At 33.6% G+C, this 13846-nt stretch carries 12 protein-coding genes and 3 tRNA genes; 11 read left to right on the forward strand and 4 right to left on the reverse strand.

The annotated features are described in order from the left end of the window. The first annotated feature begins 96 nt into the window (after window positions 1-96). The 11 genes from RBH29_RS03235 to RBH29_RS03285 all read left to right on the forward strand — a co-directional run bounded on the left by RBH29_RS03235 (window position 97) and on the right by RBH29_RS03285 (window position 7928). Complete coding sequence (locus tag RBH29_RS03235; RefSeq protein WP_306695110.1) at window positions 97-510, forward strand: M67 family metallopeptidase; 414 nt, start codon at window positions 97-99, stop codon at window positions 508-510. Further along, the gene (locus RBH29_RS03240) at window positions 510-1376 is read left to right on the forward strand and encodes a 4Fe-4S binding protein (protein ID WP_306695111.1); all 867 of its coding nucleotides are present in this window, start codon (window positions 510-512) and stop codon (window positions 1374-1376) included. The genes RBH29_RS03235 and RBH29_RS03240 overlap by 1 nt, the downstream gene beginning before the upstream one ends. Continuing rightward, window positions 1373-1618: a sulfurtransferase TusA family protein gene (locus RBH29_RS03245; protein ID WP_306695112.1), complete on the forward strand. Its 246-nt coding sequence runs from the start codon at window positions 1373-1375 to the stop codon at window positions 1616-1618. The genes RBH29_RS03240 and RBH29_RS03245 overlap by 4 nt, the downstream gene beginning before the upstream one ends. After that, window positions 1618-2847, forward strand: a complete 1230-nt coding sequence (locus RBH29_RS03250) for an O-acetylhomoserine aminocarboxypropyltransferase/cysteine synthase family protein (protein ID WP_306695114.1) — start codon at window positions 1618-1620, stop codon at window positions 2845-2847. The genes RBH29_RS03245 and RBH29_RS03250 overlap by 1 nt, the downstream gene beginning before the upstream one ends. Continuing rightward, the gene (locus RBH29_RS03255; protein ID WP_306695115.1) at window positions 2844-4553 is read left to right on the forward strand and encodes an adenylyl-sulfate reductase subunit alpha; all 1710 of its coding nucleotides are present in this window, start codon (window positions 2844-2846) and stop codon (window positions 4551-4553) included. The genes RBH29_RS03250 and RBH29_RS03255 overlap by 4 nt, the downstream gene beginning before the upstream one ends. Then, window positions 4537-4851, forward strand: a complete 315-nt coding sequence (locus RBH29_RS03260) for a 4Fe-4S dicluster domain-containing protein (RefSeq protein ID WP_306695117.1) — start codon at window positions 4537-4539, stop codon at window positions 4849-4851. The genes RBH29_RS03255 and RBH29_RS03260 overlap by 17 nt, the downstream gene beginning before the upstream one ends. A 31-nt stretch (window positions 4852-4882) precedes the next feature. Beyond that, window positions 4883-5683, forward strand: coding sequence for a sulfate adenylyltransferase subunit CysD (gene cysD, locus RBH29_RS03265; RefSeq protein ID WP_306695119.1), 801 nt, complete (start codon window positions 4883-4885; stop codon window positions 5681-5683). A gap of 16 nt (window positions 5684-5699) precedes the next feature. Continuing rightward, window positions 5700-7376 carry a GTP-binding protein gene (locus RBH29_RS03270; RefSeq protein ID WP_306695120.1) on the forward strand — a complete coding sequence of 559 codons (1677 nt, stop codon included), beginning with the start codon at window positions 5700-5702 and terminating at the stop codon, window positions 7374-7376. Window positions 7377-7689: 313 nt separating this feature from the next. Beyond that, window positions 7690-7766, forward strand: a tRNA-His gene (locus RBH29_RS03275). An 8-nt stretch (window positions 7767-7774) separates the two neighbouring features. Beyond that, window positions 7775-7849 (forward strand) — tRNA-Gln (locus RBH29_RS03280). 3 nt (window positions 7850-7852) lie between these two features. Continuing rightward, window positions 7853-7928: transfer RNA gene (locus RBH29_RS03285), tRNA-Lys, on the forward strand. A gap of 162 nt (window positions 7929-8090) precedes the next feature. Here the strand turns inward: RBH29_RS03285 and RBH29_RS03290 are convergent. The 4 genes from RBH29_RS03290 to RBH29_RS03305 all read right to left on the reverse strand — a co-directional run bounded on the left by RBH29_RS03290 (window position 8091) and on the right by RBH29_RS03305 (window position 13775). Further along, entirely contained in the window at window positions 8091-9632 is a 1542-nt protein-coding gene (locus RBH29_RS03290; protein WP_306695121.1) for a spore germination protein, read from the reverse strand. An 11-nt stretch (window positions 9633-9643) separates the two neighbouring features. Beyond that, window positions 9644-10888 (reverse strand): Ger(x)C family spore germination protein, encoded by a 1245-nt coding sequence (locus tag RBH29_RS03295; protein ID WP_306695122.1) that lies wholly within the window; start codon window positions 10886-10888, stop codon window positions 9644-9646. Beyond that, a complete protein-coding gene (locus RBH29_RS03300; RefSeq protein WP_306695123.1) occupies window positions 10885-11979 on the reverse strand; it encodes a GerAB/ArcD/ProY family transporter in 1095 nt (364 codons plus the stop codon). Before RBH29_RS03300 ends, RBH29_RS03295 begins: the two co-directional genes overlap by 4 nt. Window positions 11980-12170: 191 nt before the next feature. Beyond that, window positions 12171-13775, reverse strand: a complete 1605-nt coding sequence (locus tag RBH29_RS03305) for a peptide chain release factor 3 (protein WP_306695124.1) — start codon at window positions 13773-13775, stop codon at window positions 12171-12173. Window positions 13776-13846 lie beyond the last annotated feature (71 nt).

The following is a 13846-nucleotide window of genomic DNA, read 5'->3' on the forward strand; positions in this document are numbered from 1 at the left end:
AGAGTCAATTGGTTGAGATCTAAAAAAGAGTTTGAAGTTAATATAAAAAAGATAGTGAAGATTTTTATAAAGTATTAGAAGTTAAGGGGTGATAAAATGATTGTCTTAAATAAAAAAGATTTTAAAAAGATTTTAGAATACTCATTATTAGAGCTTCCAAATGAAGCCTGTGGACTTGTAGCAGGAACTATTAAGGAGAATAAAAAAATCATACAAAAAGTATATCTACTAACCAACATAGATGAAAGTCTAGAGCATTTTTCAATGGATCCAAAAGAGCAGTTTGATGCAATAAGAGATATGAGAAAAAACAATTTTGTACTAATTGGGAATTTCCACAGTCACCCTCAAACTCCTTCAAGACCATCTGAAGAGGATAAAAGGCTTGCATATGATAAAAGCATGAGTTATATGATTTTGTCCTTAATGGACAGGGAAAAGCCAGTTTTAAAAAGCTTTCGAATTTCAGGTGGAAAGGTAATTGAAGAAGAAATTAAGGAGGGAGAATAATGACCCAGGCTGATTATAAAGAGCTTAAAAAAGGTGGCTTTATGAAGCAGGTTCAAAAAGACAGGTTTTCATTAAGACTAAGAGTTGCAGGAGGTAATCTTGATGCTAAAGGACTAAAAAAGGTATACGAAATAGCTCTAAAATACGGTGAAGGATATATTCATATGACAGCAAGACAGAGTCTTGAAATACCTTTTATTAAACTTGAAGATGTAGATAAGGTAAAGAAAGAACTTTCACTTGCAGGATTGCAACCAGGTGCTTGTGGACCTAGAGTAAGAACAGTAACTGCATGTCAGGGATGTAACATTTGTCCAAGTGGTCTTATAGATGCAGCTGGTATGGCAAAAGAGCTTGACAGTATGTACTATGCAAGAGAGCTTCCCCACAAGTTTAAATTTGGTATTACAGGATGTAAAAACAACTGCCTTAAAGCACAGGAAAATGATCTTGGTATTAAAGGCGGATTAAAGCCTAGTTGGGTTAGTGAAAAGTGTATATATTGTGGTCTATGTGAAGCCGTATGTCCTACAAAAGCAATTAAAGTTAACAAAGAAGAAAAGAGATTAGAATTTAATGAAAATGATTGTGTGTACTGTGGAAAATGTGTCAAAGGATGTCCAACTGATGCTTGGGAAGGTGAAGTAGGATTTATTCTATACTTTGGAGGTTTATTTGGAAATACTGTTCAAATAGGAAAACAGATTTTACCTATAATTTTTTCTACAGAAGATTTACACAAAGTAGCTGAAGTAACCCTTGAATTTTATAAAAAGTATGGAAATAGAAGCGAAAGATTTGGTCACACATTAAACAGAGTGGGATGGGAAGTTTTAGAGAAGGAGCTAAAGGAGGTTTTAAAATGAGTGATGTTAAATGGAATATTTATATAGATATAACTGATGTAGTGTGTCCTATGACTTTTGTAAAGACAAAGGCAGCTATAGAAGGGATTGAAAACGGTCAAATACTAAAGATAAAAATGAATGAAGGAGAGCCGGTTGGAAATGTGCCAAGAAGCTTAAAAGAGGAAGGTCATAAAGTTATAGGAGTTGAGAACAACAATGATGGAACCTTTACAATACTAGTAAAGAAAGGTGACTTATAATGAAGTTTAATACGGCACTTTTACATGGCAATTTTAAATGTGATGAAAAAACTGGAGCAACGGTAACTCCAATATACCAATCTACTTCATTTGAACAAAAGAGCCCAGAGAAGCTGGAAAATATTTTTAAAGGAAGTGAGCCAGGATTTATTTATTCTAGGATAAGCAATCCTACAGTAGATTCCTTTGAAAAAAGAATTGCTTTTTTAGAGGGAGGGGTTGGAGCAGTTGCCTGTTCATCAGGTATGGCAGCTATTACTTTAGCACTTTTAAATATCTTAAAAAGTGGAGAGGAAATAGTGTCAGGCAGTGGTGTATTTGGTGGTACTCATTCACTTTTTAAAAGCCTAAATGACTATGGGATATTAACAAGATATGTTGAAGACAGTCAGGTAGAAAGCTTTGAAAAAGCTATTAATGAAAAGACAAGATTAATTTTTATTGAGACTATAGGAAATCCAAAACTTGATGTGCCTGATATAAGAGAATTGTCAAAACTTGCTAATAGCAAGGGGATACCTCTTATAGTTGATAATACAGTGACCACACCCTATCTTGTTAGACCTTTAAAACTTGGGGCAGACATTGTTGTCCATTCTACATCAAAATATATCAATGGAAGTGGGAACACTATTGGTGGCATAATTGTTGACGGTGGAAGCTTTAAGTGGGACTTTGAAAAGTATAACACTTTAAAGGAATATAAAAAGTTTGGAGTTTTCACATATCTTGCAAAGCTTAAAAAAGGGTTATTTAAAGATTTTGGAGCATGTCTATCTCCTTTTAATGCTTACCTTAACAGCATAGGTCTTGAAACTCTAGGGATAAGAATGGAAAGACTTTGTAAAAATGCCCAAAAGCTTGCAGTGTACCTTGAAAAAAAACCAAAAGTGATTGATGTTAATTATCCAGGTTTAAAAAACAGCAGGTATTTTAAAAAGGCAAATGAACAGTTTGATGGGAAATTTGGAGCAATACTTACAATAAGAGTTGGAACTAGGGAAAATGCATTTAAACTGATAAATTCTTTAAAATTTGTATCTAACCTTGCAAATATAGGTGATGTGAGAACTCTTGTAATACATCCAGCATCAACAATATATGTGACAAATACCAATGAAGAGCAGGAAATGATGGGTGTCTATGAGGATTTATTGAGAATCAGTGTAGGTATTGAGGATATAGAGGATATAAAAGAAGATTTTAATCAGGGGTTAAACAACTTATGAGAAAGGTGGTGAGGTGCTTGGAATTACAGACTAAAACACTAAAAACAGATATTTTAGTTATTGGAGGTGGAACTTCTGGATGCTTTGCAGCAATTACAATTGGAGAAAATTCTAATTCTAAAGTAATAATTGCAGAAAAAGCAAATATAAAAAGAAGCGGGTGCCTAGCAGCAGGAGTAAATGCATTAAATGCTTATATAGTAAAGGGGCAGACTCCCAAAAGCTATCTTGAGTATGTGAAAAATGATTCAGAAGGCCTAATAAGAGAAGATCTTGTTTACTCAATTTCTAAAAGATTTAATAGTGTGACACGAAAAATAGAAAGCTTAGGGCTTGTAATACAAAAAGATGAAAAGGGAGAGTATGTTTCTAGAGGTACAAGAAATATAAAAATAAATGGAGAGAATATAAAACCTATTTTAGCAGAGGCTGTGGAAAAAAATCCTGATATCAAAGTTTTAAACCGTGTAAACATAATAGATTATATAAAAAAGGATAACAGGATTATAGGAGCATATGGATTTTCAAATACAGATAGAATATTTTATGTAATTTTTGCAAAGGCAGTTATATGTACTACAGGTGGAGCAGCAGGTCTTTACAAACCTAATAATCCAGGGTTTTCAAGGCATAAAATGTGGTACTGTCCCTTTAACACGGGAGCAGGGTATGGAATGGGAATTAGAGCAGGTGCAGAAATGACAACCTTTGAAATGAGGTTTATTGCCCTAAGGTGTAAGGATACCATAGCACCAACAGGTACAATTGCTCAAGGAGTAAAAGCTCCTCAGGTAAACAGTGATGGTGAAGAGTATGAAAAAAAATATGGGTCAAATAAAACTTCAATGAGACTTTTTTCAACAGTTGAGGAGAGTAGAAGAGGAAAGGGACCGTGTTTTTTAAAGACCTTAGGAATTTCAAAGGAGGAAGAGGAAGAACTTTTAAAGGCATATCTTAACATGGCTCCTGCACAGACCCTTAAATGGATTGAAACAAACAATTTGCCTTCTTCTAAAGATGTTGAAATTGAAGGAACAGAACCCTATATAACAGGAGGGCATACTGGAAGTGGATATTGGGTGGATACAAAGAGAGCTACAACCATTGAAGGTCTATATGCGGCAGGAGATGTAGCAGGGGGAAGTCCTCAAAAATATGTAACAGGATGTTTTGCAGAAGGTGAAATAGCTGCATTTTCAGCACTAGAATATATAAAAGAAGTGAAACAAGAAGTAGTAGATAGTAATGTGGCAGAAAATAAGCTAAAAGATGTAGTAAGCTATTTAGGTAAAGAGTCAGGTATTTACAGTATAGAAGAGATTGAAGAGGCTATGCAAAAGGCAATGGATCAGTACGCTGGAGGTATTTATGACGGATATTCTTATAACCTAAAAAAACTCCAAATTGCAAAGTTAAGAATAGATGAACTTTTAGAACTTTCAAAAAGTTTAAAAGCAAAAGATATGCATGAACTTATGCTTATTTTTGAAGTGATAGACAGGTTGTTTGTATGCAAAATACTTATAAGGCATTTAGAAGAGAGAAAAGAAACAAGATGGAGATCTTTTCAGGAAAATAAAGATTACCCAGAAAAAGATAATGACAATTTTCTAAGATTTATCAACTCCTGTTATGAAGATGGAGAGATAAAAGTTAAATTGAGAGATTTAGTAAAAAGGGATGATATTTATGAGCATTATAATTGAAAGAGAAAAGTGTACTGCATGTGGATTGTGTAGGAAAGTTTGTCCAGGAAATCTTCTCTATTCTGATAGCCAGGGCAAAACCATGATTAAGTACCCTAAAGACTGCTGGGGATGTACTTCATGTGTGAAAGAGTGCCGATTTAAGGCAATAAAATATTTCTTGGGTGCTGATATTGGAGGAAGTGGCAGTACTCTTTATACAGAAGAAGAGGGCAACCTAACACACTGGGTTATTAAAAATCCAAAAGGAGAAGAAAAAAGTATAAAAATTGATAAAAGTAAAGCTAATGCATATTAGAGGGTGGATATATTAAGAAGGAGGTCATATTATGGATCATTTAGATCGTTTAGAAGCACAAAGTATTTTTATTTTAAGAGAAGCATATAAAAAGTTTGGAAAACTGGGTATGCTCTGGTCTGTTGGGAAAGATTCAACTGTAATGTTCTGGCTTGTAAAAAAGGCATTTTTTGGGCATTGTCCTTTTCCTTTTATACATGTAGATACTTCTTACAAAATACCTGAAATGATTGAGTACAGAGATAAAATAGCTAAAGAGTACAATTTAGATCTTATAGTACACCAAAATAAAAAGGCATTAAGTGAAGGAATGGGACCAGATAAAGGGAGACTTGTTTGCTGTAAAGCACTTAAAACAGATCCACTTTCAGAGGTAGTGTCAAAATACAAATTTGAAGGTTTAATTTTAGGAATAAGAAGGGACGAAGAAGGTTCTCGTTCTAAAGAAAGGGTTTTTAGTGAAAGAAACAAGGATTCTGAATGGAATTATACAAACCAGCCACCTGAATTATGGGATCAGTTTAAAACAGATTTTCCCAAAGGAAATCATATAAGAATACATCCAATTCTTCACTGGGATGAGATTGATATTTGGTCTTATATTGCAAGGGAGAAAATTCCTCTAGTTGGCTTATATCTTTCGAGAAATGGTAAAAGATATAGAAGCCTTGGCTGTGCTCCATGTACAGGACAGATAGAATCAAACGCCTCAACAGTAGAAGAAATTGTCCAGGAGTTGAAAAATACAAAAGTAAGTGAAAGAGCAGGAAGAGCTCAAGATCAGGAGGACTCCTATGCTATGCAGAAACTAAGAAAAGACGGATATATGTAAAAATGGAGGGGATAAAATGGATACTAATAAAGAGGTATTAAAGATAGTTGTTGTAGGTCATGTTGACCATGGAAAATCTACAGTGATAGGAAGACTTTTATATGATACAAAATCTCTTCCAGAAGGTGCTGTAGAAAAAGTAAAGAGAATTTCAAAAGAAACGGGAAAGCCCTTTGAATATGCATATCTTTTAGATGCATTTGAAGAAGAGCAAAAACAAGGTATAACTATAGATACAACACAGCTTCAATTTCATACCCAAAAAAGAGATTATATTATAATTGATGCTCCAGGGCACAAGGAATTTTTAAAAAATATGATTTCAGGGGCTGCAAGTGCAGAGGCTGCACTGCTTATTATAGATGCAAATGAAGGTATACAGGAACAGTCAAAAAGACATGGATATATTCTTTCGCTTCTTGGAATAAAAAATGTATATGTAATAGTCAATAAGATGGATCTTATTGACTATTCAGAAAATAAGTTTAATCAGATACAAGAGGAAATGGATGAATTCTTGAACAATTTAAATGTATTCCCATTAAAGTATATACCTGTATCTGCATTTAATGGAGAAAATATTACAAAAACGTCTGAAAAAATGCCATGGAATGCTGGAGAGCCAGTTCTTGAAGCGCTAGACCTTTTTGAAAAAGGAAATGTTATTAAAGATAAGCCACTAAGATTTCCTATACAGGATGTATATAAGTTTGATAATAGAAGGATAATTGCAGGAAGAATTGAATCTGGAAAACTTAAAGTAGGGGATGAAATACTTATATCTCCAGGACATAAATCCACTAAAGTAAAGTCTATAGAAGGATGGAGCGTTAAAGAGCCTTTAAAAGAGGTTACAGCTGGTGAGTCTATAGGTATTACTGTAGAAGATGAGTTTTTTAATAAAAGGGGAGAGGTTATTTCACATAAGGAAGAGGCGCCGTTGGTTTCTAATCTGCTTGAAGTTAATGTTTTCTGGATGGGCAAAAAGCCACTTGTAAAGAATAAAAAGTACAAGGTAAAGCTTGTCACCCAAGAGGTTGAGGGTGAAATATATTCAATAAATAAGGTAATTGATGCAACTACCCTTAAAACTATGGAAAATGTAGAAGAGGTTAATACAAATGATGTAGCTGAGATTACTCTAAAACTAAAAGAAAAAGTTGCTTTTGACAGTTTTTCATCAAATCAAAATACAGGAAGGTTTGTCATTGTTGATGGATATGATGTTTGGGGCGGCGGAATAATTTCAGGAGTTAAAACTAAGGAAAAGCACAACATAAGCATATTTATAAAAGATGGCACAGAGGTTAGTGTTAAGTCCTTTGACCAGTACTATTTTGTAATTAAAGAAGGTATAATAAAGCCTGTGTCAACTAGTACAGGAGTATATAATTTAGGTGACAGTCTTCCTGTAAAGGGAGAAACATATTCTTTTCCAGAAGATTTTAATATTTTAGATCTTCATTTGGGTAAAATTATCAAGGTAAGGAATGCAAAATTTTATGACATGTTAGATATTGAGCAATATAGTTATGATGAAATTCCTCTTATAAATTCTCTTGGTGCAGGAATAAATATTTTATCAGACAGTGACATCTTAAAATTCAGACAGGATTACAGAGAATTAGAAAAGACTGATTTTGCAAATAAGTGGTTTGATTTATTAAAGTACAGAAAAGTTAAGTACAAATAATAGTATCTTATTCTAAGACTCCACCTTCTATAAGGCGGAGTTGCTCTTATAAATCTTCAGGTGGAGTTGAGTCTCTACCTGAAGCCCCGATGTTTAGATTTAGCTAAACGAGTTCATTATTTAATTTTGTATTTTCATTAAATTACCTTATCGATAAGGTTTGAATCCAATACTTACCATATAACTGAAAGCCTTATATTACAGGTTTTTTACAAGCAAATAAAAAAATATTTAAAAAAATAAAAAATATGCTTGACTTTTAGTTGTATCTGTCTTAAAATATCGTTGTGCCTATTTTTGAGGAACGTTTTTGGTGGATATAGCTCAGTTGGTTAGAGCGCCAGATTGTGGCTCTGGAGGCCGTGGGTTCGAATCCCATTATTCACCCCATTAATCGTTGGGATGTAGCCAAGGGGTAAGGCACCAGACTTTGACTCTGGCATTCCAAGGTTCGAATCCTTGCATCCCAGCCATAAGGGCCATTAGCTCAGTCGGTAGAGCACTTGACTTTTAATCAAGCTGTCGAAGGTTCGATTCCTTCATGGCTCACCAAGATAATAAAGGTGGCTTGTCCATAAGGGCAGACATTACACAGGTAAAAACCTTTTGATTAGTGTTTGATAACATTTAATCAAAAGGTTTTTGTTATGGGTATAAAAAGAAAAACTAATATTATTTTAAATAACCTACTTGGATTTTATTAATTATTGTAACTTACTCCTTTTTTGTTTTCTCCTTTAAGTATTCGGGAGCTTTATTTATATATTTATGTGGAGCCTTTATTAAAGTGTCTTTTAGTTTACTAATGCTGTATGGGGAAAAGTCTTCTAGATACCTTATGCCAAAGCTTTCAATTGATGACAGATGGATAAGTAGAAAAATTCCTGCCATTACAATTCCATACAAACCTAGAGTTGCGGCAGCTATTATCATGACTGCTCTTAAAACTCTTGTGCTTAATGCAAAATTATAGACAGGAATTATGAAAGTAGCTAGTGCAGTAAGAGAGACAACAATAACAATCAAAGGATTTACCAAACCTGCCTGTACAACAGCCTGCCCTATTACAAGGCCTCCAACTATGCCTACAGTTTGTCCTATAGCCTTAGGAAGTCTTACAGAGGCTTCAATAAGCACTTCTGTAGTAAATTGCATAAAGATAAGTTCAATTAGTGAGGGGAAAGGCAGTCCTACCCTTGCACCTGTAATATAAAGTGCAAGAGGGGTTGGAAGCATGCCGGGATGGTAGGATGTCAGTGCAAGATATAAAGCTGGTAAAAATACTGAAGAGATATAACAAACATATCTTACAATTCTTATAAGTGAAGTAACAATAGTTCTATCAAAATAGTCCTCACTACTGTTAAAAAACATAGCAAAAGTAACAGGAGCTATTAGGGCAAAAGGGGTTCCATTGACAATTATAACAACTCTTCCTTCTAATATACTAGCTGCAAGCTTGTCTGGTCTATCAGTTGGCAAAGTCTGAGGAAATACACTCCATTTATGACTTTGTATCATCTGATCTATTTGAGAACTTGTCAAAACAGAGCTGGTTTTTATGCTAGAAATTCTTTCCTTAATTTCTTTTACTATATCAGTTCGTGCAACTCCATTTAAATAAAGAATTGCTGTATCGGTATTTGTATTGCTTCCCAAGTTATAAAATTCAACTGCCAGTTTAGAATCTTGTATTCTCTCCCTAATTAAACTTATGTTTTTATCAATGCTTTCTACCAATGCATCCTGAGGTCCCCCTACAGTTCTTTCGGCACTAGAAGGCATTATGTTTCTGCCCTCTGATGTCTTAGAAGGAATAATAAGTGCAGTTTTAGAACATTGAGTAAATAAAAGTATGTCTCCTGACAGTAGAGGAAGCAGGAGGCAATTGTAATTTTGACTTTCTTTAATATCTGAAACAGGTAGAACTCTTTTTGCTATTTGGTGATACTCGGATGATTTTATATCATCAATAAAAGAGATATCCTTTAGCAAAGGCTTTAAAATATTTTCATTTAACATGTTTTTATCAATCATTGAATTTATATATACAAGTAAAAAACCTTCAGTATTTTCTTCAGTAGCAATAGGTCTGTATATAATATCTTCACAGTGTTTAAAAGTTTTCTTTAATCTATTTAAATTATCTTCTATATTTTTTGAGATAGATTGGTATTTTTGTGAACAATTATCTTCTTTGGATACCTTAGCTCTTTTAAGTAATCTTTTTTTACTAAAATTATTGTTTGAATTCATAATATCCTCCCCTACTTGACAAGTCCAGTGTCAAGAATTTTTACATCAAAATCCACACTTAATTTAACTTCAGGAAAAATATCATACCATTGATCTTCTATTTTATCCCATGCTGATGGAGCATATCTTTGCAAAGCTACATTGAAATGAAATACATCTGCTCCATATTCTTCTTGAACATATTCTACAGTTTCTATTATTCCATTTTCTAGTTTCTCTTTAGCCTTTTTCTCAAATACTTCCAAAGATTCATTTTCAAAAGCATAGTTCTGAATTATGTTTGTAACTTCAACAACAGTCATTGTGGTCTTACCTTTTATATTCATCGTTATTTTGTCATTCTTGATTTCAGGTCTCACCTTTGTTTTACCTGTATTTATCTGAAGAGCCACCAATTCGTTTTGTGCCATTGGAGATTCAATTAGAAGAACTCCGCCTTCTATAGCATCTCTAACCCATTTACCATAGAATGTATCTAATTCTCCTAAAAGTCCAACCATTTTTTCCTGCTTAAAAATAGCAGTCCCTACAATTTTAATTTCAGTATCAGTGGCAATAATCCAAGGAAGTCCAAAATCTACGTTGCTGTGAATGTTTTGGGAGAGTTCTCCTAAGTCTGTCAAATGAGGCATTCTATTAACCTTAAAAACATTTAGGGGAAGTTTTTCCAAATATAAAGATGAATAATCTTCTATATTTGGTACAACTTCAAGTGCTTTTTTTGCACTTTCAGGTGTAACAAATAATCTTGTTCGTCTTCTCATTTCATGATCTCTTAACATTACATCTAATGATTCAGTAATACCTTCCCTTGCAACTTCTTCACTTATTATAATGACTTTAAGGTGTTCATAAAAAGGAGGATAATCTAACTTGGTAGAAAACTGTCTGTTGGCTTCAAAGAAAGAATGTCCAAATACAGTAAGATCCCATGTTCTCTTTTGGGTTGCTTCTCCTCCACCTGCACCTGCACCATATGGCTTTATAAGTCCTCTTGGAATAATAGGAATTTGAATGGTATAGGCATACTTTTGTCTTCCCTCCATTAATTTTATTAGGTCAATATCTCTTTTTGAAAGATAATCGTCCTTTCCAGGGGCGGGATCTGCTTTATCAATTGCAATTCCCAATACATAGCCTCTACTTTCTATTTCAGTGTAATCCCAGCACCCTGTGGTAAAAAGTATAGTAAAAAGTATAGTAAAAAGTGCAATTATACAAAACAATGCTTTTAAGGTGAAAATTTTTGTTTTCAAACGTTTTTGCCTCCTTTTTTAGATTTTAAAATTGATATAAAGGGCAACAGGAGAGCTATGATAACCAATGCAAGTGCTAAATAGTTGTTAATTTTTAAATACTGATATGCCTTGATTACATTTTTAGGATACAAGGCAATGAAAATCAAAAGCGGTATTTGAATATATATCATTAAATTATGTTTTTTTGTATCAAAAAGAGCTTTTAGATTTAAAACAGAAGCATAATAATAGAGTGTCATAGTAGAAAATGTTATGGGAATCCATGCCGTAATAAAAATGCTCTCAGCTCTTTCAAATAATGGGTTTTCTAACTGTATGGTTTTTGATAAAATAATTGTAGGATGAACAAGTTCATTAATTTTATGAATACTAAACACCATAATACACATCATCACTATGGCTAAGTAAAACAATGTCACTATAGAAACTCCAGTAAAAATCCATTTTTTTGTCTTAAAGGGTTCTTTAAAATAGGGCATTACATATCCAATCACTCCCAGACCTAAAAAGGGGTGGACAATTTCTATATATCCTTCCAGGACAGGAGTAACGCCTTTATGAAGGACAGGAAGGAGATTTTTGCTTTCCATATTTGTAGATGAAAGCATAAGCAGTAAGAATAAAAAAAAGATAATAAAGGGCAATAAAATATCTATAATTATACTGATGGTTTTTAATCCCTTACAAACACAGCATACACATGCAAATATCATTAATAGTATTACTAGTGTTACAGGGGTTTTATCTAGTAGAAATAATTGTATGCTGTCTCCAAAAGTTCTTGCAGAAAGTCCAACAGACAAAAGTGTGTATAGGGCAATACCTATTTGAATGATCTTACCTATTATTTTGCCTAAAACCTGCTCCATTATTTGAGATATATTAAGCCCCTTATATCTTATACCCAGCCAATAATAAGAATAACCTAGAAAAAATGAGAGAATTCCTGCTACAACAACAGACAACCAGGCGTCATTAGTAGCTATTGACACAAGATCTCTTGGAAGAGTCAGAAGTCTTACTCCTATCATTGTTTGAATTACAAAGGTTAGCATATTTATTTCTTTTAATTCTATTTTTCTATCCAACTCTTTATCACCTCTATTGTCTTTTATATTACAGTTAAAATTTTTGTTGTTGCTATTACATATAGGTAGTTATCCTAAAGCTTGGTATTTTAAAGATTGTTCCCATTTTTTATAATTAATAATCATGTTTAAAAACACAAAAAAACAGGCTGTATTATTTTTAAATTAAAACAGCCTGTCAAAGTCTAATTTTACATATCCTTTTTTCCAATGTCATTTAGCTGGAGGGAACTATTTTTTTCTTTTGCCCATTCAATTGCCCAGTCATTTTCAAATAAAAGAACATATCTTTCGTCTTCATCCTGAACAATCATAGTTGAACTTGTAAGAATGAGATCTCTTGGGTCAATTTCATTTCCTGATATCCAGCGAGCATGATTATGTGAGAGTTGCTGAATTCTTAAGTTTACACCATATTCATTTTTTAGCCTGTATTCTAATACTTCAAATTGCAATACACCTACAGTTCCTATAATCAGTGCTTCAATACCTATATCAATTTGTTTGAATACTTGTACAGCCCCTTCTTCTGCAAGCTGATTAATGCCTTTTAAAAACTGCTTTCGCTTCATTGTATCAGCAGGCGTCACTCTTGCAAAGTGTTCGGCAGGAAAAACAGGTATTCCTTCGAATTCTAATTTAGGATTTCCTTCGCTTAAAGTATCGCCTATTCGAAAGATTCCAGGATCAAAAAGGCCTATAATGTCTCCAGCATACGCTTCTTCAACTATAACACGATCTTGTGCCATAAACTGCTGAGGTTGAGAGAGCTTTACTTTTTTTTCTTCTCGAACATGATATACCGACATTCCCTTTTTAAATTGGCCTGAACAAATTCTTATAAATGCCAGTCTATCACGGTGAGCAGGATTCATATTTGCCTGTATTTTAAATACAAAGCCTGTAAATTTATTTGATTCTGAATCAACTTCACCTTCGGAGGAATCTTTAATACCTGGTTTTGGAGCAAGCTTTAAAAACTCTTCTAAAAATGGTTGTACTCCAAAATTGGTCATGGCACTTCCAAAAAATATAGGGGTAAGATTACCAGTGAAAAACTTTTTTTTGTCAAACTTATCCCCAGCCATGTCAAGAAGTTCAATATCTTCGCATAGTTTATTATAGTGGTGTTCTCCTAGAAGATCTAAAAATATTTTATCATCTACGCTACCTTTAGTAGATGAAATGATGCTTTGCCCATGTTTACCACCTTCAAACAATTCTATTTGAGATAATTCCCTGTTATATATTCCTTTAAAATCTCCATCAGTACCTATTGGCCAGTTCATAGGATATGAGCCTATTCCCAGAACTTTTTCTATTTCTTCCATAAGTTCAAATGGATCTTTGCTTGCTCTGTCCATTTTGTTTACAAAAGTAAATATTGGAATGCCTCTCATTTTACAGACATGGAAAAGCTTTATTGTCTGTGCCTCCACACCTTTGGCACCGTCAATAAGCATTACTGCACTATCGGCAGCCATAAGAGTTCTGTATGTGTCTTCACTGAAATCTTGGTGACCTGGAGTATCAAGTATGTTTATACAGTGTCCCTCATATTCAAATTGCATAACACTTGATGTAACAGATATACCTCTTTGTTTTTCGATTTCCATCCAGTCTGAAACCGCATATTTGCTTGACTTTCTAGACTTGACAGAACCAGCAAGTCTTATAGCACCTCCATAAAGTAAAAGCTTTTCTGTTAAAGTTGTTTTACCAGCATCAGGGTGCGATATAATGGCAAAAGTCTTTCGCCTGTTTACTTCTTTAAAAATAACATTTTTTAAGTCCATATTTTTACCTCATACTACATATTTTAATCTTTCAAACAGGTTTTATTTTATATTATTGGCTAAGACCCTGT

Source organism: Herbivorax alkaliphila (assembly GCF_030848475.1).
Taxonomy (GTDB): domain Bacteria; phylum Bacillota; class Clostridia; order Acetivibrionales; family Acetivibrionaceae; genus Herbivorax.